This window comes from Nocardia spongicola, assembly GCF_047200775.1.
GTDB lineage: Bacteria > Actinomycetota > Actinomycetes > Mycobacteriales > Mycobacteriaceae > Nocardia.
Genome location: NZ_JBJZOO010000001.1, coordinates 190,806 through 215,773, shown reverse-complemented (window position 1 = coordinate 215,773; position 24,968 = coordinate 190,806). Strand labels below are relative to the sequence as shown.

At 65.0% G+C, this 24,968-nt stretch carries 23 protein-coding genes; 17 read left to right on the top strand and 6 right to left on the bottom strand.

Going from position 1 to position 24,968, the window contains the following annotated elements:
- Genes ACL02S_RS00995 through ACL02S_RS00975 form a run of 5 tightly spaced genes read right to left on the bottom strand, consistent with a single transcriptional unit; the run spans position 1 to position 4,991 of the window.
- Complete coding sequence (locus tag ACL02S_RS00995) at positions 1-879, bottom strand: phosphoribulokinase (RefSeq protein WP_412800317.1); 879 nt, start codon at positions 877-879, stop codon at positions 1-3.
- Positions 880-909: 30 nt separating this feature from the next.
- Positions 910-2,085, bottom strand: a complete 1,176-nt coding sequence (locus ACL02S_RS00990) for a class 1 fructose-bisphosphatase (RefSeq protein ID WP_412800316.1) — start codon at positions 2,083-2,085, stop codon at positions 910-912.
- A 15-nt stretch (positions 2,086-2,100) separates the two neighbouring features.
- A complete protein-coding gene (locus ACL02S_RS00985) occupies positions 2,101-3,147 on the bottom strand; it encodes an AAA family ATPase (protein WP_412800315.1) in 1,047 nt (348 codons plus the stop codon).
- A complete protein-coding gene (locus ACL02S_RS00980) occupies positions 3,107-3,529 on the bottom strand; it encodes a ribulose bisphosphate carboxylase small subunit (RefSeq protein WP_412800314.1) in 423 nt (140 codons plus the stop codon). The genes ACL02S_RS00985 and ACL02S_RS00980 overlap by 41 nt, the downstream gene beginning before the upstream one ends.
- Before the next feature lie 19 nt (positions 3,530-3,548).
- Complete coding sequence (locus ACL02S_RS00975) at positions 3,549-4,991, bottom strand: form I ribulose bisphosphate carboxylase large subunit (RefSeq protein ID WP_412800313.1); 1,443 nt, start codon at positions 4,989-4,991, stop codon at positions 3,549-3,551.
- A gap of 150 nt (positions 4,992-5,141) precedes the next feature.
- Between ACL02S_RS00975 and ACL02S_RS00970 the strand changes: the two genes are divergently transcribed.
- Positions 5,142-6,011, top strand: coding sequence for a LysR family transcriptional regulator (locus tag ACL02S_RS00970; protein WP_412800312.1), 870 nt, complete (start codon positions 5,142-5,144; stop codon positions 6,009-6,011).
- Between the two features lie 130 nt (positions 6,012-6,141).
- Positions 6,142-6,561: an Rv3143 family two-component system response regulator gene (locus ACL02S_RS00965; protein WP_412800311.1), complete on the top strand. Its 420-nt coding sequence runs from the start codon at positions 6,142-6,144 to the stop codon at positions 6,559-6,561.
- Here the strand turns inward: ACL02S_RS00965 and ACL02S_RS00960 are convergent.
- Positions 6,538-6,915: a hypothetical protein gene (locus ACL02S_RS00960; protein WP_412800310.1), complete on the bottom strand. Its 378-nt coding sequence runs from the start codon at positions 6,913-6,915 to the stop codon at positions 6,538-6,540. The genes ACL02S_RS00965 and ACL02S_RS00960 overlap by 24 nt on opposite strands.
- Positions 6,916-7,131: 216 nt before the next feature.
- Here ACL02S_RS00960 and ACL02S_RS00955 point away from each other — a divergent pair, with 216 nt between their 5' ends.
- The 15 genes from ACL02S_RS00955 (at position 7,132) to nuoN (ending at position 24,920) form a co-directional block, all read left to right on the top strand.
- Positions 7,132-8,490, top strand: coding sequence for a cytochrome P450 (locus tag ACL02S_RS00955; RefSeq protein ID WP_412801067.1), 1,359 nt, complete (start codon positions 7,132-7,134; stop codon positions 8,488-8,490).
- A 23-nt stretch (positions 8,491-8,513) separates the two neighbouring features.
- Positions 8,514-8,780, top strand: a complete 267-nt coding sequence (locus ACL02S_RS00950; RefSeq protein ID WP_412800309.1) for a hypothetical protein — start codon at positions 8,514-8,516, stop codon at positions 8,778-8,780.
- Between the two features lie 221 nt (positions 8,781-9,001).
- Positions 9,002-9,382 carry an NADH-quinone oxidoreductase subunit A gene (locus tag ACL02S_RS00945; RefSeq protein ID WP_412800308.1) on the top strand — a complete coding sequence of 127 codons (381 nt, stop codon included), beginning with the start codon at positions 9,002-9,004 and terminating at the stop codon, positions 9,380-9,382.
- A 51-nt stretch (positions 9,383-9,433) separates the two neighbouring features.
- Positions 9,434-9,988 (top strand): NuoB/complex I 20 kDa subunit family protein, encoded by a 555-nt coding sequence (locus ACL02S_RS00940; protein ID WP_412801066.1) that lies wholly within the window; start codon positions 9,434-9,436, stop codon positions 9,986-9,988.
- The gene (locus ACL02S_RS00935) at positions 9,985-10,752 is read left to right on the top strand and encodes an NADH-quinone oxidoreductase subunit C (RefSeq protein WP_412800307.1); all 768 of its coding nucleotides are present in this window, start codon (positions 9,985-9,987) and stop codon (positions 10,750-10,752) included. The genes ACL02S_RS00940 and ACL02S_RS00935 overlap by 4 nt, the downstream gene beginning before the upstream one ends.
- Positions 10,752-12,086, top strand: a complete 1,335-nt coding sequence (locus ACL02S_RS00930) for an NADH-quinone oxidoreductase subunit D (RefSeq protein WP_412800306.1) — start codon at positions 10,752-10,754, stop codon at positions 12,084-12,086. Before ACL02S_RS00935 ends, ACL02S_RS00930 begins: the two co-directional genes overlap by 1 nt.
- The gene (gene nuoE, locus ACL02S_RS00925; protein ID WP_412800305.1) at positions 12,083-12,853 is read left to right on the top strand and encodes an NADH-quinone oxidoreductase subunit NuoE; all 771 of its coding nucleotides are present in this window, start codon (positions 12,083-12,085) and stop codon (positions 12,851-12,853) included. Before ACL02S_RS00930 ends, nuoE begins: the two co-directional genes overlap by 4 nt.
- The gene (gene nuoF / locus ACL02S_RS00920; RefSeq protein WP_412800304.1) at positions 12,850-14,172 is read left to right on the top strand and encodes an NADH-quinone oxidoreductase subunit NuoF; all 1,323 of its coding nucleotides are present in this window, start codon (positions 12,850-12,852) and stop codon (positions 14,170-14,172) included. The genes nuoE and nuoF overlap by 4 nt, the downstream gene beginning before the upstream one ends.
- Positions 14,169-16,652 carry an NADH-quinone oxidoreductase subunit G gene (locus ACL02S_RS00915; RefSeq protein ID WP_412800303.1) on the top strand — a complete coding sequence of 828 codons (2,484 nt, stop codon included), beginning with the start codon at positions 14,169-14,171 and terminating at the stop codon, positions 16,650-16,652. The genes nuoF and ACL02S_RS00915 overlap by 4 nt, the downstream gene beginning before the upstream one ends.
- Positions 16,645-18,561, top strand: a complete 1,917-nt coding sequence (gene nuoH / locus ACL02S_RS00910) for an NADH-quinone oxidoreductase subunit NuoH (protein ID WP_412800302.1) — start codon at positions 16,645-16,647, stop codon at positions 18,559-18,561. Before ACL02S_RS00915 ends, nuoH begins: the two co-directional genes overlap by 8 nt.
- Positions 18,558-19,388 (top strand): NADH-quinone oxidoreductase subunit J, encoded by an 831-nt coding sequence (locus ACL02S_RS00905; RefSeq protein ID WP_412800301.1) that lies wholly within the window; start codon positions 18,558-18,560, stop codon positions 19,386-19,388. The genes nuoH and ACL02S_RS00905 overlap by 4 nt, the downstream gene beginning before the upstream one ends.
- Positions 19,385-19,684, top strand: coding sequence for an NADH-quinone oxidoreductase subunit NuoK (gene nuoK, locus ACL02S_RS00900; RefSeq protein ID WP_412800300.1), 300 nt, complete (start codon positions 19,385-19,387; stop codon positions 19,682-19,684). Before ACL02S_RS00905 ends, nuoK begins: the two co-directional genes overlap by 4 nt.
- A 1-nt stretch (position 19,685) precedes the next feature.
- Positions 19,686-21,575 carry an NADH-quinone oxidoreductase subunit L gene (gene nuoL / locus ACL02S_RS00895; protein WP_412800299.1) on the top strand — a complete coding sequence of 630 codons (1,890 nt, stop codon included), beginning with the start codon at positions 19,686-19,688 and terminating at the stop codon, positions 21,573-21,575.
- Positions 21,572-23,197, top strand: a complete 1,626-nt coding sequence (locus tag ACL02S_RS00890) for an NADH-quinone oxidoreductase subunit M (RefSeq protein WP_412800298.1) — start codon at positions 21,572-21,574, stop codon at positions 23,195-23,197. The genes nuoL and ACL02S_RS00890 overlap by 4 nt, the downstream gene beginning before the upstream one ends.
- A 100-nt stretch (positions 23,198-23,297) precedes the next feature.
- Positions 23,298-24,920, top strand: a complete 1,623-nt coding sequence (gene nuoN, locus ACL02S_RS00885; RefSeq protein ID WP_412800297.1) for an NADH-quinone oxidoreductase subunit NuoN — start codon at positions 23,298-23,300, stop codon at positions 24,918-24,920.
- Positions 24,921-24,968: the final 48 nt, after the last annotated feature.

The window sequence follows — 24,968 nt, the reverse complement described above, 5'->3', positions numbered from 1 at the left end:
TCAATACGAGCGTTTCGGGCGCTTGTCCATCAACCGCAGAATCAGCGGGGTGAAGATCAGTTGCATCGCCAGTTCCATCTTCCCGCCGGGCACCACGATGCAGTTGGTCCGCGACATGAACGAATCGTGCAGCATGGACAGCAGGTAGGGGAAGTCGATGACCTTCGGGTCCGCGAACCGGATCACCACGAAACTCTCGTCCGCCGTGGGGATGCTGCGCGCGATGAACGGATTCGAGGTGTCCACGGTGGGCACCCGCTGGAAGTTGACGTAGGTGCGGGAGAACTGCGGGCAGATGTAGGTGACGTAGTCCGGCATCCGCCGCAGGATCGTATCTATCACGGCCTCACTGGAATAGCCGCGTTCGGTCTTGTCCCGGAACACCTTCTGAATCCACTCCAGATTGATGATCGGCACTACGCCGACCAGGAGATCGGCATAGCGGGCGATATCCACTGTCGGGGTGACCGCCGCACCGTGCAGCCCTTCGTAGAACAGCAGGTCACTACCCGGTGTCAGCTCCTCCCATGAGGTGAACGTTCCCGGTGGCTGACCATACGGCTTGGCCTCGTCCTCGTCGTGCAGATACCGGCGCACCATCCCGACTCCGGTCTCACCGTAATCCCGGAACAGGGTTTCCAATTCCGGCAGCAGGTTGGCCTCCTCACCGAAGTGTGAGAACCGCAGATTCCGGTTCTGCTCGGCCTCGGCCATGGCCAACCGCATCTCGTTGCGGTCATAGCGGTGGAACGAATCGCCTTCGACAATGGCCGCGTTGATCCCTTCCCGGCGGAATACCTCCTGGAATGTCCGCGTCACACTGGTCGTCCCGGCACCGGAGGACCCTGTGATCGCGACGACGGGATGCTTGACCGACATGAATTCTCCTCTTCAGCGGTGTACTGGTCTTCAGCGGCGTGCAGGCCGGAACAGTGACCGAGTCCCGAACAGTGCGGCATCGAAACCCGGGCCTTCCTCGGGTTCACGGTGATAACGCTCGATACGCTCGACTTCATTGCGGGAACCGAAGATCAAAGGCACCCGCTGATGGATGTGTTCCGGCACCACATCCAGCACTCGCGCACTGCCGGTGGATGCCGCGCCTCCGGCCTGCTCGACGATGAATGCGATCGGATCGGCGCCGTAGAGCAAAGCGACTCGGCCTGCCCGCGCAGGCGGCCGGGTATCACGTGGGTACAGGTAGACCCCGCCGCGCGTGAGGATATGGAAGGTATCGGCGACGAGCGAGGCCACCCATCGCATATTGAAATCCCGTCCCCGCGGCCCGTCCACCCCGTCCAGGCACTCGTGGACATAGCGGCGTACCGGGCGTTCCCAGAACCGCTCATTGGCCGCGTTGATCGCGAAACCCGAGGTGTCCTCGGGAATACGCATTCCGGGATGGGTGAGCACGAACGCGCCGATCTCACGATCCAATGTGAACCCGTCCACCCCGTTACCGGTGGTCAGCACCAGCATGGTCGCTGGCCCGTACAGGGTGAATCCCGCACATACCTGTTCGGCTCCCGGTCGCAGGAAATCGGCGTCGGTCAGCGGATGCGCCGATCCTTCGCCGCGAATCCGCTCCGGTGCGCGCAGCACACTGAAGATCGTGCCTACCGGCAGATTCACGTCGATATTCGACGAACCGTCCAGCGGATCGAACACCAGCAGGTACTTTCCCCGCCGATGCAACTCGGGCACCGGGTGGATCTCGGTGAGCTGTTCCGACAGCAGGCCCGACAGATGACCGGTCCATTGGGTTTCGGCGATCATGATGTCGTTGGCGATCACATCCGGGGTGCGCGGCACCGGCAAAGCCGGCTCGCCGGGACTCTCGGGTGGGAGTAGGGCGGGGTCGGACACTGCTGGGAGTAGGGCGGGGTCGGACACTGCTGGGAGTAGGGCGGGATTGTGCACGGCACTGTGTGAGCCGACGATCGATCCCCTGGTGACTTGATTCGCGATGATCTTCGTCGCTGTGGCGATCACATTCACCAGCGCGGAGAACTCGCCGGAGGATCCGGGATGCCGGTGTTCCTGCTCGATGGTGTAGCGGGTGAGGGTCTTCAGTCCTTCTGGCATTGCGATTCGATCTCGTTACATGGGGTGCGGCACGGCAGACTCGTCCGGTGGTCCGAGGGCGGTGAACACACTGCTGCCGTAGACATCCGTTTCGGTCAAAGTGATCAAGTCGGCCTTGGTGAGCGGCCGGTCCAGCTCCACGAGGCGCTTGGCTTGCCGCAACCGGCAGCGGTCGAGCGCATTGCGCACACTGCGGGCATTGGAGAAACGCGGCCTGGCCATCCGGTGTCGCAGATATTCGCCGAATGCCAGGCGTGCCGCGTCGTCGAAACGGAAGTTCGCCTCGGCCACCATGAGTTCGGCGATATCCAGCAGTTCGGCGTGGGTGTAGTCGGTGAACTCCAGGTGATGTGCCACCCGTGAGGACAATCCCGGATTGGCTGAGAAGAAGCGATCCATCCGATCCCGGTATCCCGCGAAGATCACCACAAGGCCCGCGCGATCGTTCTCCATCGCCTGTAGCAGGATCTCGATCACTTCCTGTCCGTAGTCACGTTCGTTCTCCGGCCGGAACAGGTAGTAGGCCTCATCGATGAACAACACTCCACCCGCCGCTCTGGCCAGCGCCTCCTTGGTCTTCGGCGCGGTGTGCCCGATGAACTGGCCGACGAGTTCATCGCGAGTGACGGTGTGCACCGTCGGTTTCCTGACGTAGCCCAGTACGTGCAGCACCTGCGCCATCCGTAACGCCACCGTCGTCTTACCGGTACCAGGCCCGCCGGTGAAACTCATGTGCATGGTCGGCGGCGAGGCGGTGAGGCCGAACCGCTGCCGAGCGCGGTCGATCAACAGCAGCGCCGCGATCTCCCGTACTCGCCGCTTCACCGTGGTCAAGCCGATCAGCTCGGCGTCCAGTGTGCGCAGCGTCTGTTCGACGTCGTGGCGTGCGATATCGGCTGCCAGATCCAGGACCGCGTCCTCACCGAGGAGCGGCGGTGCCTCGGGAGGCGCGGGCACCGGCCGCACCGTGCCAGGGACGTCCGTCCCCGGTCGGTGCAGCCGGAATCCGGAGCCGTTGCGCTCAGCCGCCATACCGGTGTCCAGGACGGGCGGTGGTGGCATACGAGTGCAGGCCGTATCGCTGCTGCCGATCCGGTCCTTCGGTGCGGGTCAGCGCGAAACCGGGCTCGTCGGGTGGACGCTGCACGAGGAAACTCAATGCCGTCGTCTGCCTGGTGTAGCGGGCATCGTAGGCCAGCACCCGCACGTAATGCCGGGGAAATGTCGCCCGGCACGCGGCGATCTCGGCGAGTACCCCATCCGGTTCGTCCAGGTCGAACAGCGGCAGCCCCCACATTTCCCAGTAGGCGTTACGCGGATGCGGATCATCGGTGTACTCGATGGATACCGGCCAGTTGTTGAGCAATGCGTAGCGCACCTGGGCGGCGATCTGCTCATCGGTCAGCGGCGGTAAGTAGGAAAACGTCCCGTGACGCAAGTACATGGCTTTGTCCTTCGAGGTCTCAGCGGCTGGCCGTCGGTACGGCGTCCGGTGCGTCGGTGGAGGTGTAGTCGAAGGTGACCTCGCCCCAGGTCGCCAGCGCGACATCGAGCGGGCGACAGCTCCTCGCGGCCGTGCGCAGTACCTCCGGCCCTTCCTTCAACAGATCGCGGCCCTCGTTACGGGCCTGCACGACCGCCTCCAGCGCCACCCGGTTCGCTTCCGCTCCCGCGGCGATACCGAGCGGATGGCCGATGGTGCCACCACCGAACTGCAACACCACATCGTCGCCGAACAGGTCGAGCAGTTGGTGCATCTGGCCTGCGTGGATACCACCGGAGGCCACCGGCATCACCCCGGGCAGGCTCGCCCAGTGCTGGTCGAAGAAGATCCCGTTGGCCGGTTCGGTACGAATGAGGTTCTCCCGCAGGGTGTCGTAGAACCCCTTGGTGGTCGCCGGATCGCCTTCGAGCTTGCCGACGACGGTGCCCGCGTGTAGATGGTCGACACCGATCAGCCTGCACCACTTGGCCAACACCCGGAAGCTGACTCCGTGTGTCTTCTGCCTGGTGTAGGTGGAGTGCCCCGCGCGGTGCAGGTGCAGCAGCACACCATTGCGGCGGGCCCAATGCGACATCGATTGCATCGCGGTGAATCCGACAGTGAGGTCCATCATGATGACGATGCTGCCCAGCTCTCTGGCGAATTCGGCCCGCTCGTACATCTCCTCCATGGTCGCCGCGGTCACATTCAGGTAGTGTCCCTTGATTTCGCCGGTCTCGGCCATCGCCCGGTTCACCCCCTCCATGGCGAACAGATAGCGGTCACGCCAGCGCATGAACGGCTGGGAGTTGATGTTCTCATCGTCCTTGGTGAAATCCAGTCCGCCTTTGCACGCTTCGTAGATCACCCGGCCGTAATTTCGGGCGGACAGGCCGAGTTTCGGTTTCACGGTGGCACCGAGCAGTGGTCTGCCGTATTTGTTGAGATATTCGCGTTCCATCACTGTGCCGTGTGGTGGCCCCTGGAACGTTTTCACATAAGCGACCGGAATGCGCATATCCTCAAGCCGCAGCGCCAGCAGCGGTTTGAACCCGAAGACATTGCCGATGATCGACGAGGTCAGGTTGGTGATCGACCCTTCCTCGAAAAGGTCGAGATCGTAGGCGATATAGGCGAAGTACTCCCCCGGCCTGCCGAATACCTCCTCGATGCGGTAGCACTTGGCCTGATAGCGCGAGTGTGCGGTCAGCCGGTCGGTCCACACCACTGTCCATGTGGCGGTGGAGGATTCACCTGCCACGGCGGCCGCCGCCTCGATCGGATCGACGCCATGCTGCGGGGTCACCCGGAACACGGCGAGCACGTCGGTCTCCGACGGCTGGTAGTCGGGCGCGTAATAGCCCATCGACGCATAGGATTGGACACCCGGTTCCCAGCGATCGCGTTCGGTTTCTTCGGCCATCGTTCCTCCTGCTGTGCCACTGCGGAACATCCGCACCCGGTCGACCGGGCGTGCCTCGAGATTTCCAGGATGACGGGCCGGGAAACGGCAAACAATGTGATTGTTTCTCGCGATACTCAACGAATTCGTTGAGTTTGTTACCGTCATTCGATGGGCATGGTGAGTGCGGCACGGATGCAAACCTTCCTTGCCGTGGCCCGCCAGGGCAGCATCCGCAGGGCTGCCGCCGAACTGCACATCACCGAAGCCGCCGTCTCCGCCGCTGTCGCACATATCGAGAAGCAACTGAGCACTGAGCTCATCGCGAAAGCAGGTCGCGGCATCGCGCTCACCGAGGCCGGACGTATCTACGCCGAATACTGTCGAGGCATCCTCGGGCTGATGCAGGAAGCGCAGGCCGCCGTGCGCCGGGCCGAAACCGGACGATTACGGATCGGTGTGGTGGCCACCGCGGGCGAATACGTTTTGTTGCGCCCACTCGCGTCGTTCCGCCGCCGGTTCCCCGGGATCGAGCTCAGTCTATCGGTACAACCACGTGACGTGCTGTTTCTCGAATTGCAGCATCACGAAACAGATCTCGTCATCGCGGGGCGGCCACCGCGGGACACCGGGCTTGTGGTGCGGGCCCGGCGGCCGAGCAGCCTCGTTGTGGTCGGCCTGCCCGGCCTCGACCCGCGGCAGACCACCTGGCTGCTGCGCGGCCGCGGCTCCGGAACCCGTGAGGCCACACTCAGCCTGCTCGACCGGCTCCAGCTCGAACCGCCCACCCTCACCCTCGGATCGCACGGCGCGGTCCTGGCAGCCGCCCGAGAGGGGCTCGGCGTCACGCTGATCCACAGTGACGCGATCTCCAAGGACATCGACAACGGTGCGCTACGTATCCTCCCACTCGAGGGCACCCCGCTGGACCGTCCGTGGCACGCCATCACCAGCCGCACCCCGACCCCGGCCACTCGTCTCTTCCTCACCCACCTGCTCGACCCCGGCGAGGTCGGCCCGGACGTCTTCGACTCCCATTGACCCGGGTATCCCGTCCACCCGGCGCGCACACCGACCGACCGGGCCAGGTACCGCCGCCCCCGACACCGCTATGCGACACGCGGGGTTATCTTCGTCAAGCTGCCACGCGGGCCACACCAACGGACGTACCATGCCGTTCGTGGCCGATTCCGCTCGTTCCACCCCACTGCGGGTTCTCGTATACAGCAGCGACGCCGACACTCGACATCAGGTGATCTCGGGCCTGGGCACGCACCCGCATCCGGAACTACCCGCATTCGAATACCTCGAGGTGGCTACCGCCGCGGTAGTGATCGCGCAGCTCGATGCGGGCGGTATCGATCTGGCCATCCTCGACGGCGAAGCCGCCCCGGCGGGCGGTCTCGGGATCGCCAAACAGCTGAAAGACGAAATACATCCTTGCCCGCCACTTCTCGTACTCACCGGTCGTGCGGACGATGCGTGGCTGACCAGCTGGTCGCGGGCCGAGGCAGCGATTTCGCATCCGATCGACCCGATCCGTCTCACCGAAACCGTGGCCGGTCTACTACGTAGCCGCTCCGATGCCTGATCGTCGCCGATCAGGGCGCGACCCGATACTCGGATTCATATCTCGTGAGGATGGGCAGATCATCCCATCGAAGTACGACGAGGCGACCAAGGCCAGGGCTTCCCGCAGGTCGGGGGCCTGCGCCGCGAGGGAGGTTACGCCTTCGCCGTGATAGCGGTCCGCGGTGGCACGGCTGATGTCGAATCCCGCCCCGAGCACCGCGATATCTTCCTGCTTACGCAACCACATCACCAGGAACAATGGCTGCTTCCAGCAGGTCAGTGCCTGGCTGCCGCGGCAGGTGCCACGCACTCGGCGTTCGGCGGCCAGTAGCCGCGACACGTACTCCACCAGTTCACCGGAGACGTCGAGCATGGCAGGATATGCGATTACGTGGAGTCCTTTTCAGTGGAGCAGGAACTGTGATGAGATCCCGTCTATCGGGGATTCCACGTCCGTATCCAGTATCAGATCGGCGTGTCGGCCAAAATTTTCGTCATCGTACTCGAAATCTGCTGCCTACCTTGATGTGATCGCCTCACTCACGCGAACAGACACCTGGACAATGGAGGAAACGCCATGAAACAGTCCATGGGCCTCGAACGAAGAGTCCGATGTTGGTTGCGATGGTCCGCCCTTCACGGCCTGACCCGCACCGCGATAACCCTTGAAGCCCGCCGCAAACAACCGTTGGCCCTGTTACTCGCCGGCGCTGACCGGGCAAGCGATCACTACGACCTCATAGAGCAGATTCGAATCGCGGACCGCGAGGCTCCAACGAACGTATCCGGCATCGTTACAGCCGACCTGGTGTTCGCACGAGAAATACTGCGGGACAATCGCTTTGTTGCGATGACTCCAGCCAGCATTCCTTATCCGGCGCCGCTGCGCTGGATAATCGAACGGACCGAACTGGGATTGCCCAACCCCATCGAGCCGCCGGCCATGCTCGCGGTCGACCCGCCGCACCATACGAGGTTTCGGAAACTCGTCTCACGTGCGTTCACTCCGAAGGCAGTCAGCAGGCTCGAAGGCACTCTCCACCAGGTGACCACAGAGCTGCTCGGGACCATGGAGAGAAAACAGAGAGTCGACCTCATCTCCGATTACGCATCGCAGGTCCCGGTTTCCATCATTGCCGAAATGCTCGACATGCCACGATCCGATACCCCCATGCTGCTCGAGTGGGGTGACCACGTCGCAGCACTGCTCGATTTCGGTATGCCGTGGCAGGTCTACCGCGAAGCCAACGAAGCGCTGGCGCATATCGACAGCTATTTCGATAACCACCTGGCGCGGCTGCGCCGACAGCTCCGAGACAACCCCGACCTCGACGGAATCATGGCCAATGTCATCCGCGAGGGCGACCTCACCGATTTCGAGCTCAAAGCCACTATGGCGCTACTGCTCGCCGCCGGGTTCGACACGACGACCAATCTCATCGGCAATGGAATAGTGGCGCTGTTGGGCAACCCGGATCAGCTTGCCTACCTACAGAAGAACCCCGATCAGTGGAATAACGCGGTAGAGGAGATCCTGCGTTACGACCCGCCGGTCCAGATGGTCGGCCGAGTAGCGACCGAGACGGTGAACATCAACGGCCGCTCGCTACAGCGTGGCGAGATCGCGGCTCTGCTGATCGGCGGCGCCAACAGAGATCCCGAGGTTTTCGATCAGCCCGCGAAGTTCGACGTTGCCCGCGACAACGCGCGCCAGCACATCTCTTTCAGCGGTGGAGTGCACAGTTGCCTGGGTGCGAACCTGGCACGAATGGAAGGCGTCGTCGCCCTACGCGCACTGTTCGAGAACTTCCCTGACCTCGCCTTGGCAGATGATCCGACTCCGGGCAAGCACATCAATCTGCGAGGGTACCGACACTTGCCAGTCGACATCACCGGCAAAGTTCCCACTGTACTGACCACGGACGTTGGCAACGGCGTGGTGAGCTGACAAAACGAAGACCTCCGAGTGGAGTGCGAGCTGTCTGGGAACGCATTCACCTACCGGAGGTCTTCGTACTCCACCGTAACGCGCCGTTGTCGGAATTGAGCCGGTTGCGGCTCGCCAGCAAGAAGCTGGGCAACACCGACGGAGGCGGACTCGAGCACACCGACGCCGCGCGGGCAACCGCACCCGGGCCCCAGCAGAACCCTCGATGGTCACTGCCGCAGCTCGTCCCTATACGCCACATGGCGGCACAGGTCGATTACCGCCGTTTCGGTCATAAATCGTTGTACTGAATTCGATCAAACGCCGGGGCGAAACACGCTTCGACCCGACAACCCGGTTGTAGGCTGTGCCTTATCTCACATAGGAACGGATCAGGTAATGACCCGTCCGGGTGAAGCCGAGAGGCGAGCCCGATCGTGGCGGACGACGACGGCGGCCCGCTACGGACACTGTTGGCACACAGCAGCAGCTCGTCACTCAGCAGCAGCTCGCAAGGAGGGGAAGTGCAGTCGTGAATATCGAGGTGCCGATTCTCGTCCTCGGCGCGATCGCTGCCGCGTTCGCGCTGTTCTCTGTCGGCATGGCGGCCTTGGTCGGCCCGAAGCGCTACAACCGGGCCAAGCTGGAAGCCTATGAATGCGGCATCGAACCCACACCACACGCCGTCGCGGGCGGGCCTGGAAATGCTTCCGGACAACGTTTTCCGGTGAAGTACTACCTCACCGCCATGCTGTTCATCATCTTCGACATCGAGATCGTGTTCCTGTACCCCTGGGCAGTCCACTTCGAGGCACTCGGACTCTTCGGCCTCGTGGCGATGGCGCTGTTCATCTTCAACGTCTCGGTGGCATACGCCTACGAATGGCGCCGCGGTGGACTCAGCTGGGACTGATTGCCGAACAGCGGCATTCGTAGCAGACAAGGGGAAGTGAGCCAGGAGAACATGGGTCTCGAAGAAAAACTGCCCAGCGGTTTTCTGCTGAGCACAGTCCAGGATTTCGCCGGATACCTGCGCAAGGGCTCGGTATGGCCCGCCACCTTCGGCCTGGCCTGCTGCGCCATCGAGATGATGGCCACCGGCGCGGGCCGATTCGATATCGCCCGCTTCGGTATGGAGGCCTTCCGGGCCTCACCACGGCAAGCCGATCTGATGATCGTCGCCGGCCGGGTGAGCCAGAAGATGGCCCCGGTGCTGCGCCAGGTCTACGACCAGATGACCGAACCGAAATGGGTGCTGGCGATGGGTGTCTGCGCCTCCTCCGGCGGGATGTTCAACAACTACGCCGTCGTACAGGGCGTCGACCACATCGTTCCGGTCGACATCTATCTGCCGGGATGCCCGCCCCGGCCGGAGATGCTGCTGCACGCGATCCTGGCACTGCACGAGAAGATTCAGCAGATGCCGCTCGGCGTCAACCGCGAGGAAGCCATCCGCGCCGCCGAACAAGCCGCGCTGGCCACGACACCGACCATCCGGATGGAGGGTCTGCTGCGATGACTTCCGAACACACCGGCCGCTCCACCGCCCACGACCCGATCGACGCCGCCGCTACCGCAGGTCCAGAAGGCACACCCCCTGAGGCTGATCCGACACCGGCTGATGCCGAGGTCATCGGCGTACGGCATGGCATGTTCGGTGTCACAGGCACCGGCGACACCTCCGGCTACGGCCGTCTGGTCCGTCCGGTCACCGTGCCGAACAGCACCCAACCCCCTTACGGTGGCTACTTCGACGAAGTGGTCGAGGCGTTACGCGCCGCGCTCGCCGCGACCGGGGCCCGCTCGGACGAGGTGCTGGAGAAAGTGATCGTCTTCCGTGACGAACTCACCCTGCACGTACGCCGCGAACACCTACTCGCCGTCGCAAGCGCGTTACGCGACAACCCCGCACTGCGTTTCGAACTCTGCCTCGGGGTGAACGGCGTGCACTATCCGGAGGACTCCGGCCGCGAACTCCACGCGGTCTACCACCTCATGTCGATCACGCATAACCGCCGCCTGCGCGTCGAAGTGTCCGCACCGGACGCTGACCCGCATATCCCCTCGCTCTACGCGGTGTACCCGACCGTCGACTGGCATGAGCGCGAGGCCTACGACTTCTTCGGCATCCGGTTCGACGGGCACCCCTCGCTCACCCGGATCACCATGCCGGACGACTGGCGCGGCCATCCCCAGCGCAAGGACTACCCGCTCGGCGGGATCCCGGTCGAATACAAGGGCGCGCGTATCCCGCCGCCCGACGAGCGGAGGGCATACCACTGATGAACGACACCGACACCAGGCCCGAGGCCGCCGAGGGCATCGGACCGGAACCAACCACTGTCACCGTCGCGGGTCAGGACTGGGACCAGGTCGCCGAGACACTGGCGGGCGCAGGCGAGGAACGCATCGTGGTGAACATGGGCCCACAGCACCCGTCCACACACGGTGTGCTGCGGCTGATCCTGGAGATCGAAGGCGAGACGGTCACCGAGGCCCGCTGCGGAATCGGCTATCTGCACACCGGAATCGAGAAGAACCTCGAATTCCGCACCTGGGCGCAGGGCGTCACCTTCGTCACCCGGATGGACTACCTGTCACCGTTCTTCAACGAAGTGGCGTACTGCCTCGGGGTGGAGAAACTGCTCGATATCACCGAACAGATCCCGGAGCGCGCCACGATCATCCGGGTCCTGCTCATGGAGCTCAACCGCATCTCCTCCCACCTGGTCGCCCTGGCCACCGGGGGGATGGAGCTCGGTGCGCTCACCACAATGCTGTTCGGGTTCCGTGAGCGCGAACTGATTCTCGATGTATTCGAGACGATCACCGGGTTGCGGATGAACCACGCTTACATCCGTCCCGGCGGGCTGGCCCAAGACCTGCCCGGCGACGGGGTGACCAAGGTCCGTGAACTGCTCGCGCTGCTGCCCGAGCGGCTGCGCGATATGGAGCATCTGCTCACCTCGAACCCGATCTGGAAGGCCCGTACCCAAGATATCGGCTACCTCGACCTGCAAGGATGCATGGCCTTGGGCATCACCGGCCCGGTGCTGCGCGCCACCGGACTTCCGCACGATATCCGCAGATCCCAGCCCTACTGCGGTTATGAGAACTACGAATTCGACATCCCCACCAGCACCGGATGCGACTGCTACGGCCGCTACGCCATTCGGGTGGCGGAGATGAGGGAGTCGCTGAAGATCGTCGAGCAATGCCTGGACCGGCTACGCCCCGGCCCGGTCATGGTGGATGACAGGAAGATCGCCTGGCCCGCGGATCTGCAGCTCGGCCCGGACGGCCTCGGCAACTCATCCGAGCACATCGGCACGATCATGGGCACGTCCATGGAGGGGCTGATTCACCACTTCAAACTGGTCACCGAGGGAATGCGAGTTCCGGCGGGTCAGGTGTACGCGGCAGTGGAATCACCCCGCGGCGAACTGGGCGTACATCTGGTCAGCGACGGCGGCACCCGGCCCTATCGAGTGCACTATCGCGACCCCTCGTTCACCAATCTGCAAGCGGTCGCGGCGATGTGCGAGGGCGGCATGGTCGCCGACGTCATCGCCTCGGTCGCCAGCATCGACCCGGTCATGGGCGGAGTGGACCGATGACCGACGCGGCGCACGGCGATTCGACGAAGGGAAACGGCCAGGTGCCGAACGGGCGGGAAATCCTGTTGCAGCTCGGTCGCAGGCCCGAGCCGTACCAACCCTTCGTCCACGAACGGTTGGAGGCCGACGCCAAGGAGATCATCGCACGCTATCCGCATCCGCGGTCGGCGCTGCTTCCGCTGCTGCATCTGGTGCAATCCGAGGAGGGATACGTCACCGGTACCGGCATCGAATTCTGCGCCGAACAGGTGGGCCTGACCGGGGCCGAGGTCACCGCGGTCGCGACCTTCTACTCGATGTTCCGGCGTACTCCGACCGGCGACTATCACGTCGGCGTGTGCACCAATACCCTGTGCGCGGTGCTCGGCGGCGATGCCGTCTTCGCCGCGCTGCAGCACCACCTCGGTCTCGCACACGGCGAGACCACGGCGGACGCAGCGATCACTCTCGAGCGTATCGAGTGCAATGCGGCATGCGATTTCGCGCCGGTGGTCATGGTCAACTGGGAATTCTTCGATAATCAGACCCCTGAATCGGCATGTGCCCTGGTAGACGCACTCCGCGCCGGAGAGCAGGTCACACCGACGCGGGGCGCGCCGCTGTGCACGTTCAAGCAGACCGCACGCATCCTCGCCGGCTTCCCCGACGACCGCGAAGGCGTGCTCGACGGCGCAGCGGGCGATCCGACGCTCGCCGGGCTGCGGATCGCGCGCGAACAAGGTATGCGGGCCCCCGCGCCACACGAGGAGCCGGAGGACATCCGATGACCCTCACCCCGGTGCTGAGCACGTATTGGGACGATCCACAGTCCTGGACATTGGACACCTATCTGCGTCATGACGGCTATCAAGCGCTGCGCACCACCCTGCGCATGGACCCGGACCTGGTGATCCAGACCGTCAAAGACGCGGGCCTACGCGGCCGCGGCGGCGCGGGCTTCCCCACCGGCATGAAATGGAGTTTCATCCCCCAAGGCTCCGGTACCGACAGTGTCACCAAACCGCACTATCTGGTGGTGAACGCCGACGAGTCGGAGCCAGGTACCTGCAAGGACATTCCACTCCTGCTCGCCACCCCGCACGCGTTGATCGAAGGCATCGTCATCGCCGCGTACGCCATCCGCGCGGCCAACGCGTTCATCTATGTCCGCGGCGAAGTGATCCCGGTCATCCGCCGGCTACAAGCCGCGGTGGCACAGGCCTACGCGGCGGGCTATCTCGGCCACAACATCCTCGGCTCCGGCTACAACCTCGAGCTGGTAGTGCACGCCGGGGCGGGCGCGTATATCTGCGGTGAGGAGACCGCGCTACTGGATTCCCTGGAAGGCCGCCGCGGACAGCCCCGGCTACGCCCGCCGTTCCCCGCCGTCGCGGGCCTCTACGCCTGCCCGACCGTGGTGAACAATGTGGAATCCATCGCCAGCGTGCCGCCCATTATCCGCAACGGCACCTCCTGGTTCCGCTCGATGGGCAGCGAGAGATCCCCCGGCTTCACCCTCTATTCGCTGTCGGGACACGTGACCAGGCCCGGACAGTACGAGGCGCCGCTGGGAATCACGCTGCGCGAACTGCTCGGATACGCGGGCGGGGTGCGCGAAGGCCATCGGGTCAAGTTCTGGACCCCCGGCGGCTCGTCCACCCCACTGTTCACCGAAGAACACCTCGACGTTCCACTCGACTACGAGGGCGTCGCGAGCGCCGGGTCCATGCTCGGCACCAAGGCACTGCAAATCTTCGACGACACCACCTGCGTGGTGCGCGCAGTCCTGCGCTGGACCGAGTTCTACGCGCACGAATCCTGCGGTAAATGCACGCCGTGCCGGGAAGGCACCTACTGGCTGGTTCAGCTGCTCGAACAGCTGGAGGCAGGACAAGGCACCGAAACGGACCTGGACAAACTGCTCGACATCAGCGACACCATCAACGGCAAGTCGTTCTGCGCCCTCGGCGACGGCGCGGCGAGCCCGATCATCTCCTCGCTGCGGTACTTCCGCGAGGAGTACGTCGAACATCTGTGGTTCGGCGGCTGCCCGTTCGACCCGGCGCGCTCCACCGCATGGGCCGAATCAGGAGAAGGGGTGCGATGACTGCCATCGTGAGTAGCAACACCAGCGGATTGGCTCCTGCCGACCTGGTGACCGTGACCATCGACGACACAACCATCAGCGTGCCCCCCGGCACCCTGGTGATCCGGGCGGCCGAGATGATCGGCCTGCAGATCCCCCGTTTCTGTGATCATCCGCTGCTCGATCCGGTCGGCGCCTGCCGCCAATGCCTGGTCGAAGTGGAGGGCCAGCGCAAACCGGTCGCCTCCTGCACCGTGCCGGTTACCGAGGGCATGGTCGTACGTACCCAGCTCACCTCCCCCGTCGCCGATAAGGCACAGGAGGGCGTGATGGAGCTGTTGCTGATCAACCATCCGCTCGACTGCCCGGTCTGCGATAAAGGCGGCGAGTGCCCCCTGCAGAACCAGGCGATGTCCACCGGCCGTGCCGAATCCCGGTTCGACGGACGTAAACGCACCTACCCCAAACCGATTCCGTTGTCCACGGCGGTACTGCTGGACCGCGAGCGCTGTGTGCTGTGCGCCCGCTGCACCCGCTTCACACAGCAAATCGCAGGCGATCCATTCATCGAATTGCTGGATCGCGGCGCATTGCAGCAGGTCGGCACCGCGCAGGCCGAACCACTCGACTCCTACTTCTCCGGCAACACCGTGCAGATCTGCCCGGTCGGCGCACTCACCGGCACCACCTATCGGTTCCGGGCGCGCCCGTTCGACCTGGTGTCCAGCCCGAACGTATGCGAGCACTGCGCCTGCGGCTGCGCCCAACGCACCGACCACCGGCGCGGCACTGTGCTGCGCAGGCTGGCCGGTGATGATCCGCAGGTCAACGAGGAATGGAACTGCGACAAGGGGCGCTGGGCCTTCACCTACGCCACCCAGCCCGACCGGCTCACCACCCCGCTCGTACGCGGCTGGGACGGCGTCCTCGCCCCCGCTTCCTGGTCGGAGGCGCTGACCGCCGCCGCCGAAGGCCTCGCCGCGGCCTTCGGTAACGCCGGCGTCCTCGTCGGCGGCCGGGTCACCGAAGAAGACGCCTACGCCTACGCGAAATTCGCACGCCTCGCCCTCGGCACCAACGACATCGATTTCCGGTCCCGTGTGCATTCCGCGGAAGAGGCCGACTTCCTCGCCGCCAGGGTCGCGGGCCAGGACACCGCGGTGACCTACGACAGCATGGAAGCCGCTCCGGTGGTCCTGCTGGTCGGATTAGAACCGGAAGAAGAAGCGCCGATCGTCTATCTGCGGCTGCGTAAGGCCGCCAGGAAACGCGGCCTGCCGATCTACTCGCTGGCGCCGTACGCCTCACGTGGGCTGGAGCGCATGTCCGGCCGCCTGATGCGGACCGTGCCCGGAGCCGAACCCCAGTTGCTCGACGCCATCCGAGCCGAAGAGATCACCACGTCGGATACGGAGAGCGCGCAGCAGGCCGACCTGGCCCGGCTCCTGCGCGTACCCGGCGCGGTGATCCTGGTCGGCGAACGGATGGCGGGTATCCCCGGCGCGTTGTCGGCCACCGTCCGCCTCGCCGACGAGACCGGAGCCGCCCTCGCCTGGGTACCCCGCCGTGCGGGTGAACGCGGCGCGGTCGAGGCCGGTACGTTACCCGGTCTGCTCCCCGGTGGACGTCCGGTCGCCGATCCAATGGCCCGCCAACAAGTTCGGGAACTCTGGCAGATGGCGGAACTGCCGACCGCCGCAGGCCGCGATACCACCGCCATCCTGGCCGCCGCATCGAGTCTCGGCGCTCTGGTAATCGGCGGCGTCGACGTCACCGATCTGCCCGATCCATCCGCCGCACTTGCCGCCATCGATGCGGCCCGGTTCGTGGTCAGCCTGGAGTTGCGGCACAGCCAGGTCACCGAGCGCGCCGATGTGGTTTTCCCGGTGGCCTCCGCGATGGAGAAGTCCGGTACCTTCCGTACCTGGGAGGGCAGGCGGCGGCCGTTCGCCGCCGCGCTCGGCGCCGACCTGGTACGCCGTCGGGCCGCACCACTGCCGGATCTGCGTGTGCTGCATGCCATCGCAAGCCAGATGTCGGTGGATCTGGGGCTGCCCGATACCGAATCCGTCCGTACCGAACTCGCCGAACTCGGCGCCTGGGACGGCGCACCGGGCGCCGCGCCCGCATACCGGCCCGCACCGCTGCCGCAAACCCAGGCGGGCACCGCGGTACTGGCCTGCTGGCGCATGCTCCTCGACGAGGGACGCATGCAGGACGGCGAGCCGAACCTGGCAGGCATCGCCAGGACGCCGGTGCTACGCCTGTCCGCCGCTACCGCCGCGGAAATCGGTGTGACCAGCGACGATATGGTCACCGTCGGCACCGGCCACGGCGCCATCACACTGCCGCTACGGATCAGTGATCTGCCCGATCGGGTGGTGTGGTTGCCCCAGCACTCGCCCGGCTGCTCCGTTACCGAGCAGCTCGCCGTACCGCCCGGCGCCCTTGTCCAGCTGCGGCGCGCGGACGAGAGGATGAAGGAGCACCGTCATGAGTGATCCAGCTCTGTTCCTCACCTCGACGTTGCTCACGTCGAGCACCGGCCCTGTGGTGACGCACGCCGCGTCCTACGAACCCGGCGCACTCCCCGGTTTCGGAAACGACCCGCTGTGGCTCGTGGTCGGGAAAGCGCTCGCCGTCTTCGTCTATCTGATGCTCATTCCGCTGGTCGCGGTGTTGGCGGAACGAAAGATCGTCGCGCGCATGCAGATGCGGATCGGCCCGAACCGGACCGGGCCGTTCGGCGCACTGCAGAGCGTCGCCGACGGCGTGAAAATGGCGTTGAAAGAAGACATCGTCCCGGCGATCGTAGACAAGCCGATCTATATTCTGGCGCCGATCATCTCGGCGGTCCCCGCCTTCCTCGCGTTCGCGGTCATCCCGTTCGGGCCGGAAGTCTCGGTCTTCGGCGTCACCACCACACTGCAGCTCACCGACCTTCCGGTCGCGGTGTTGTACATCCTGGCGATCACCTCCATCGGCGTCTACGGCATCGTGCTGGCCGGATGGTCCTCCGGCTCGACCTATCCGCTGCTCGGTGGCTTGCGTTCGACCGCACAGGTCATCTCCTATGAGATCGCGATGGCGCTGTGCTTCGCCGCCGTGTTCCTGCTCGGTGGAACCATGGCCACCTCAGGCATCGTGTCCGCGCAGGAAGGAACCTGGTATGTCTTCCTGCTGCTGCCGTCGTTCCTGATCTACTGCGTTTCGATGGTCGGCGAGACCAACCGGGCGCCCTTCGACCTGCCGGAGGCCGAGGGGGAGCTGGTCGGTGGCTTCCACACCGAGTACTCCTCGCTCAAGTTCGCCATGTTCATGCTGGCCGAGTACGTCAATATGGCCACGGTGTCCGCGCTGGCGACCACCCTGTTCTTGGGCGGCTGGCGAGCACCGTGGCCGCTGAACATGTGGGATGGCGCGAACTCCGGCTGGTGGCCGGTGTTGTGGTTCACCGTCAAGGTGTGGACGTTCCTGTTCGTGTTCATCTGGCTGCGGGGCACCCTGCCGCGACTGCGCTACGACCAGTTCATGAATCTCGGTTGGAAACTGTTGATCCCGGCCTCGCTCAGCTGGGTCATGGTGGTCGCCACCGCACGGGTCCTGCAGATCGAGGGCTACTCCGTGCAGACTCCCATCCTGGTGATCGGTGGCCTGGTGATCACCGCGCTGCTGGTGCTGCAGTTCCTGCGGGCCGGGCGGGCAAAGGGAACCCCGGCACCGATCGAACCACCCCCGGCCGCAGGCGCCCCGGTCTTCCTCGGTTTCCCGGTGCCGCCGCTACCCGCCGACGCCCAGTCCCGCGATATCACCCGTGCCAAAGCCGGACTGCTCGAACCACTGTCCGGATTCGCGGTCACCGCGGGGACCATGCTCAAGAAACCGAACACCGAGTTCTATCCCGAGCACAAGACACCGACCGCACCGCGCTATCACGGCAGACATCAGCTCAACCGGCATCCCGACGGCCTGGAGAAGTGCATCGGTTGCGAGCTGTGTGCCTGGGCCTGCCCGGCGGACGCGATCTACGTGGAAGGCGCGGACAACACCGAGTCCGAACGGTATTCGCCGGGTGAACGGTACGGCCGGGTCTACCAGATCAACTACCTGCGTTGTATCGGGTGCGGGCTGTGTATCGAGGCCTGTCCGACCAGAGCACTCACGATGACCAACGACTACGAGATGGCCGACGACAACCGAGCCGACCTGATCTACGAGAAAGACAGGTTGCTGGCCCCACTGCAACCGGGGATGACCGCACCACCACATGCCATGCGTCCCGGCACCGATGAGGCCGACTACTACCTCGGCCGGGTATCGGGTAGCCCACCGGGCACCGACACCGGCGGTGGTCCGGCCGATCCGGCGAAACGCCCTGCCACCACGGGCGCCGAAGGAGCGGCACGATGACCGACCTGATCCTGGCCGCAGAACCACTGACCCGTACCTCCACCGGCGAAGCCGTCCAATTCTGGATCCTCGCCCCCCTCGCGGTTCTCGGCGCGCTCGGCATGGTGTTCGCCCCCAAGGCAGTGCACTCCGCGCTGTGCCTCGCCGCGACGATGATCGCGCTGGCCATCTTCTATATCGCCGAGGACGCGTTATTCCTCGGTGTCGTGCAAATCGTGGTCTACACCGGCGCGGTCATGATGCTGTTCTTGTTCGTGTTGATGCTCGTCGGTGTCGATTCCGCCGAATCGCTGAAAGAAACCATCCGCGGTCAGCGCCTCGCCGCTGTCGGTGTGGGGCTCGGCTTCGGACTGTTGTTCAGCAGCGGCATCTCCCGCGGTGTCCGTGAGACCGGGCTCACCTTTCCCGCTTCCGGTTTCGCCGGGCGCGATGTGATCGGTGAGCTGGCCGAGCTGATCTTCCTGCGCTTCGTATGGGCCTTCGAGCTCACCGGCGCCCTGCTGATCACGGCAACCATCGGTGCGATGGTGCTGGCCCACCGCGAACAGCTGGGGCCACGCCTCGGCCAGCGTGAACTGTCACGCCGCCGCTTCCGGGAGCAGGGACACCGTGCGACCCCGCTACCCACCCCCGGCGTCTATGCCAGGCACAACGCGGTGGACATCCCCGCTCGGCTGCCCGACGGCTCCTTCGAGGAATTGTCGGTCAGCACTATCCTGCGCCATCGCCGTACCAGGGCGCTCACCGAAGCAGCTGTCCTCTCGGTCGGCACCACCTCCGCAGCGGAGGAGACCGACAACCCCAGCGACGAGGAAGGCAACCGGTGAATCCCGAGAACTACCTGTTCCTGTCCGCCCTGCTGTTCACCATCGGTGCGGCCGGTGTGCTGTTGCGCCGCAACGCCATCGTGGTGTTCATGTGCATCGAACTGATGCTCAACGCGGTGAATCTCGCCTTCGTCACTTTCGCCAGAATGCACGCCAACCTGGAGGGGCAAGTGTTCGCGTTCTTCACCATGGTGGTCGCCGCCGCCGAAGTGGTCGTCGGCCTGGCGATCATCATGACCATCTTCCGCACCCGCCGCTCGACCTCGGTCGACGACGCCAACCTGCTGAAGTTCTGACGTGGACACCGCCGTAACGCTCTGGCTGCTGCCCGCCCTGCCACTGGCAGGCGCGATCATCCTGTTGTCGGTCGGCCGCCACGGCGACAAACCAGGTCCGGTGCTCGGCACCCTGATGGCGCTGGCTTCGTTCGCCGTCGCGATGATCGCGTTCGTCGATATGCTCGGGCGCGACACCGCGGCCCGCACGATACATACGGACCTGTTCAGCTGGGTTCCGGTGGCAGGCCTGCGGATCGACTTCGCCCTCCAGCTGGATCAGCTCTCGATCTGTTTCGCGCTGCTGATCACCGGCGTCGGCTCGCTGATCCACATCTACTCGATCGGCTATATGCGCCACGACCCGGCCCGGCGACGATTCTTCGCCTACCTCAACCTGTTCCTCGCGGCGATGCTGCTGCTGGTACTGGCGAACAACTATCTCGTGCTCTATCTCGGCTGGGAGGGCGTCGGGCTGGCCTCCTACCTGTTGATCGGGTTCTGGTACCACAAGCCTTCGGCGGCGACAGCGGCCAAGAAGGCCTTCGTGGTCAACCGGGTCGGCGATATGGGCCTGGCGATCGCCATGATGGTGATGTTCGCGACGTTCGGCTCGATCGACTTCGACACTGTGTTCGGCGCCGCGGACGCCGCGGGCGAGGGCACACTCACCGCCATCGGCCTGTTGCTGCTGCTGGCCGCCTGCGGCAAATCCGCGCAGGTGCCATTGCAATCCTGGCTCGGCGACGCCATGGAAGGCCCCACCCCGGTCTCGGCACTCATTCACGCGGCCACCATGGTCACCGCCGGGGTCTATCTGATCGCACGCTCCAACCCGATCTTCGACCTGGCGCCGAACGCGCGGTTGGGTGTGGTGCTGGTCGGTGCGGTCACGCTGCTGTTCGGCGCGATCGTCGGCTGTGCCAAGGACGACATCAAGAAAGCACTCGCCGCCTCGACCATGAGCCAGATCGGCTATATGGTGCTGGCCGCAGGCCTCGGCCCGATCGGATACGCCGCCGCCATCATGCATCTGCTCACCCACGGCTTCTTCAAAGCCGGTCTGTTCCTCGGTGCGGGCTCGGTGATGCACGCGATGAACGACGAAACCGATATGCGCCGTTACGGCGGCCTGCGCCGCCTACTGCCGATCACCTATATCACCTTCGGCCTCGGCTATCTGGCCATCATCGGAGTACCGCCGTTCGCCGGGTTCTTCTCCAAGGACCGGATCATCGAGGCCGCGTTCAACCAGGGCGGTGTGAACGGACTGGCACTTGGCACCGTGGCGCTGCTCGGCGCCGGATTGACCGCGTTCTACATGACCAGGGTCGTACTGATGACGTTCTTCGGCGAACGCCGCTGGAAACCGGACACCCACCCACACGAATCGCCCGCGGTGATGACCGGCCCGATGATCCTGCTCGCACTCGGCTCGATCGGCGCGGGCGCGGTACTCGCCTACGGCTCCTCGCTACAGAACTGGCTCGAACCCGTGGTCGGCGCCGAACACGGCACCGAAACCCTCCCCGCGGCAGTGATCACGGTGCTCGCGCTGAGTGTGGTCGGTATCGGTGTCGCGGTCGCCTATGCCCAGTACGCACAGCGCGAAATCCCGGAGACCGCACCCGAATCCGTCTCCGCGGTGACCATCGCGGCCCGCAGGGATCTCTACGGTGACGCGGTCAACGAGACCGTGTTCATGCGTCCGGGACAGCATGCGACCCGGGCGTTGGTCTTCCTCGACAACCGCGGTATCGACGGGATCGTCAACGGCACCGCGGCGCTGATCGGCGGGTTGTCCGCACGGATCCGGCGAGTTCAATCCGGGTTCGTGCGCTCGTATGCCCTGTCCATGTTCACCGGCGCGGCTCTGGTGGCCGCAGCCCTGCTGGCGGTGAGGTTGTGGTGAGCGAGTTTCCCTGGTTGACGACACTGTGGCTGGTTCCGGTCCTCGGCGCGGTCCTCGTGCTCGCACTGCCCGCCGCGCGACGCACCCTGGCCCGCGGGGTGGCTTTAGGCTGCTCGCTGCTCGTCCTGGTCATCGGTATCGCACTGGCCGTACGCTTCGATCCCGGCGGCGCGCAATACCAATTCGTCGAAGCGCGCCAGTGGATTCCGGCGTTCGGCGCCGGCTACACTCTCGGCCTCGACGGCATCGCATTGGTACTGGTCCTGCTGACCGCGGCCCTGGTTCCGCTGCTGATTCTGGCGGGCTGGCACGATGAGCGAGAAGCAGGCGGCGGCAAGCGTGTCGCGCACACCTACGTCGCGCTCATCCTGCTCGTCGAAGCGATGGTGCTGGTCTCCTTCATCGCACTGGACATTCTGCTGTTCTATGTGTTCTTCGAGGCGATGCTCATCCCGATGTATTTCCTCATCGGTGGATTCGGGCCACGCACCGGCGAGGAACGGGTCCGCAGGCAGCGCGCAAGGGCGGCCGTGAAGTTCCTGCTGTACAACCTGTTCGGCGGGTTGATCATGCTGGCGGCGGTCATCGGACTGTACGTACTCACCGCCAGGGAGGCGCTGGGCGAAGGATCCTCGGGCACATTCGATTTCCGTACCGTCGCCGCCGCAGCCAACGCGGGCCAGCTCGGCGCGGGGCCCGCCGTGCTCAATGCCCTGTTCCTCGGCTTCATGTTCGCCTTCGCGGTCAAGGCGCCACTGTGGCCGCTGCATACCTGGCTGCCGGATGCCGCCGTCGCGGCCACACCCGCCAGCGCGGTACTGATGATGGCGGTGGTGGACAAGGTGGGCACCTTCGCCATGCTGCGCTACTGTCTGCTGCTGTTCCCCGACGCATCGAAAACCTATGCACCGTTGGTGATCACGCTCGCGGTGATCGGTATCGTCTACGGTGCCCTGCTTGCCATCGGACAGACCGATGTGATGCGTTTGATCGCCTACACATCGATCTCTCACTTCGGTTTCATCATTCTCGGCGTCTTCGCGATGACCAGCCAGGCCCAGACCGGTGCGACACTGTATATGGTCAACCACGGCATCTCCACCGCCGCACTGTTCCTGGTGGCCGGATTCCTGGTCTCGCGGCGAGGAACCCGTCTCATCGCCGAGTTCGGCGGCGTCCAGAAAGTGGCGCCGGTACTGGCAGGCACATTCTTCGTCGCCGGTCTTGCCACCCTGTCATTACCCGGTCTCGCCCCGTTCATCAGTGAATTCCTGGTGCTGGTCGGCACCTTCACCCGCTATCAATTCGCCGCGGTGGTCGCTGCCAGTGCGTTGGTACTCGCCGCACTGTATGTGCTGTGGCTCTACCAGCGGATGATGACCGGCCCGGTGAAACAGGGCAACGAAAGGATCCACGACCTCGCCCCCCGCGAACTCGCCGTAGTCGCCCCGCTACTGGCCATGCTGGTGTTCTTCGGTGTTTATCCGAAACCCCTGACCGACTTCATCAACCCCGCGGTGGATCAGACACTCACCACCATCGGTACCAGCGACCCTCCGCCCTCGATACCCACACTGCCCGAGGCGGGGTCGGCACCGCAGCCCGAAGGCGCCCACAAATGAGCCGATCGATTGCGTACGACTGTCATGCTCCCAGGAACATCGGCGGAGGGCGACTCGCTGATCCCGCGAACACCCGCCGAACAACCACAGGACGGCCTCAGTGAACGACTTCGACTTTGCTGTGCCACTCGCCGCGGCGGCCCCCGCGCCGAGTATCGCCTACGGCTCGCTGTCCCCCATGCTCATCGTCTTCGGTGCCGCTGTGCTCGGTGTGCTCGCCGAGGCATTCCTCGCCCGCCACCTCCGCTATCCGGCGCATCTGGTGTTGAGCCTGGGCGGGTTGACCGCGGCGCTGCTCGCGGTGGTGCTGCTGGCGGGCACCGAATCCACCACTGTCGCAGGGGCCGTGGCGATCGACGGAGTCACTCTGTTCCTCCAGGGGGCGATTCTGGTGGTGTCGATCCTCGGGGTCTTGTTCATCGCCGAACGCGGCGCCGAACCGCAGCAGCAGCGCTCTGGCCCTGGCACCTGGAGTCGAGCCGCCGCCACGCTCGGCCGCGGTGTGGATGCCTTCACCCCGCAGGCTTCGGCGGTGCCTGGCAGCGCGACCGAGGCCGCGGCGATCCGCGCGGGGTTCGCGACCACCGAGGTGTTCCCGCTGACCTTGCTTGCCGTCGGCGGGCTCCTGCTGTTCCCGGCGTCCAATGACCTGCTCACGATGTTCGTCGCGCTCGAGGTGCTGTCCCTTCCGCTGTATCTGTTGTGCGGGTTGGCGCGTCGCAAGCGGTTGCTCTCCCAGGAGGCCGCGCTGAAGTACTTCTTGCTCGGCGCGTTCTCCTCGGCGTTCTTCCTCTACGGCGTCGCGCTGCTGTACGGGCAAGCGGGCACGGTAGGGTTCGCCGGGATCGCCGACGCCATCGCGCAGCAGCCGGACGATACGACGTTGGCGCTGCTCGGGGTCGCGATGCTGGCGGTCGGCCTACTGTTCAAGATCGGCGCGGTACCATTCCAATCCTGGGTACCGGATGTGTACCAGGGCGCGCCGACCGCGATTACCGGTTTCATGGCGGCCGCGACCAAGATCGCGGCGGTCGGCGCATTGGTGCGCGTGCTCCAGGTCGCCGTTTTCGGCCTGCGCGATGAGTGGCGGCCGATCATCGCGGCCGTCGCGATCGCCACCATGGTGGTCGGCGCGGTCATGGCGATCACCCAGACCGACGTCAAACGCATGCTCGCGTATTCCGCGGTGGCCCATGCCGGCTTCCTGCTCACCGGGCCGGTGGCGGCCGATGATCGGGGTGTCGCTGCGGTCTTGTTCTATCTGCCCGCCTACGGCATCGGCACCCTCGGTGCGTTCGCCGTGGTCAGTCTGGTTCGCGAAACAACAGGCGACGAAGCCACCGGCCTGGCCAGATGGGCCGGGCTCGGCCGCCGCTCACCGTGGCTGGCCACAGTTTTCGCGCTGTTCCTGCTCTCCTTCGCCGGTCTCCCGCTCACCAGCGGATTTGTCAGCAAATTCGTCGTCTTCGAAGCCGCGGCTTCCGCAGGCGCGGCACCGCTGGTGATCGTGGGCGTGCTCTGCAGCGCCATCGCGGCATTCTTCTACCTGCGCGTCATCGTCCTGATGTTCTTCACCGATCCACCCGCCGCGGCCCCCGTGCTCGTCGTCCCCCGGCTGACCACCGCTGTCATCGCGATCAGCGCCGCCGTCACACTCGTACTCGGCGTCTTCCCGCAACCGGTACTCGATTTGGCCGAACAGGCCGCGACATTCGTCCGCTGACCGGTGGACGCGGCACCGCTGCCGGACCGCGGTGGTATAGCGCGTCCG

What these genes read in the sequence shown, in the direction of transcription:
- ACL02S_RS00955 (WP_412801067.1), top strand. Translation starts at nt 7,132, where the DNA reads ATGGGCCTCGAACGAAGAGTCCGATGTTGGTTGCGATGGTCCGCCCTT.
- ACL02S_RS00990 (WP_412800316.1), bottom strand. Translation starts at nt 2,085, where the DNA reads ATGCCAGAAGGACTGAAGACCCTCACCCGCTACACCATCGAGCAGGAA.
- ACL02S_RS00980 (WP_412800314.1), bottom strand. Translation starts at nt 3,529, where the DNA reads ATGTACTTGCGTCACGGGACGTTTTCCTACTTACCGCCGCTGACCGAT.
- nuoE (WP_412800305.1), top strand. Translation starts at nt 12,083, where the DNA reads ATGACCGACGCGGCGCACGGCGATTCGACGAAGGGAAACGGCCAGGTG.
- ACL02S_RS00970 (WP_412800312.1), top strand. Translation starts at nt 5,142, where the DNA reads ATGGGCATGGTGAGTGCGGCACGGATGCAAACCTTCCTTGCCGTGGCC.
- ACL02S_RS00960 (WP_412800310.1), bottom strand. Translation starts at nt 6,915, where the DNA reads ATGCTCGACGTCTCCGGTGAACTGGTGGAGTACGTGTCGCGGCTACTG.
- ACL02S_RS00975 (WP_412800313.1), bottom strand. Translation starts at nt 4,991, where the DNA reads ATGGCCGAAGAAACCGAACGCGATCGCTGGGAACCGGGTGTCCAATCC.
- ACL02S_RS00985 (WP_412800315.1), bottom strand. Translation starts at nt 3,147, where the DNA reads ATGCCACCACCGCCCGTCCTGGACACCGGTATGGCGGCTGAGCGCAAC.
- ACL02S_RS00935 (WP_412800307.1), top strand. Translation starts at nt 9,985, where the DNA reads ATGACTTCCGAACACACCGGCCGCTCCACCGCCCACGACCCGATCGAC.
- nuoH (WP_412800302.1), top strand. Translation starts at nt 16,645, where the DNA reads ATGAGTGATCCAGCTCTGTTCCTCACCTCGACGTTGCTCACGTCGAGC.
- ACL02S_RS00995 (WP_412800317.1), bottom strand. Translation starts at nt 879, where the DNA reads ATGTCGGTCAAGCATCCCGTCGTCGCGATCACAGGGTCCTCCGGTGCC.
- ACL02S_RS00930 (WP_412800306.1), top strand. Translation starts at nt 10,752, where the DNA reads ATGAACGACACCGACACCAGGCCCGAGGCCGCCGAGGGCATCGGACCG.
- ACL02S_RS00940 (WP_412801066.1), top strand. Translation starts at nt 9,434, where the DNA reads ATGGGTCTCGAAGAAAAACTGCCCAGCGGTTTTCTGCTGAGCACAGTC.
- ACL02S_RS00965 (WP_412800311.1), top strand. Translation starts at nt 6,142, where the DNA reads ATGCCGTTCGTGGCCGATTCCGCTCGTTCCACCCCACTGCGGGTTCTC.
- ACL02S_RS00905 (WP_412800301.1), top strand. Translation starts at nt 18,558, where the DNA reads ATGACCGACCTGATCCTGGCCGCAGAACCACTGACCCGTACCTCCACC.
- nuoF (WP_412800304.1), top strand. Translation starts at nt 12,850, where the DNA reads ATGACCCTCACCCCGGTGCTGAGCACGTATTGGGACGATCCACAGTCC.
- ACL02S_RS00915 (WP_412800303.1), top strand. Translation starts at nt 14,169, where the DNA reads ATGACTGCCATCGTGAGTAGCAACACCAGCGGATTGGCTCCTGCCGAC.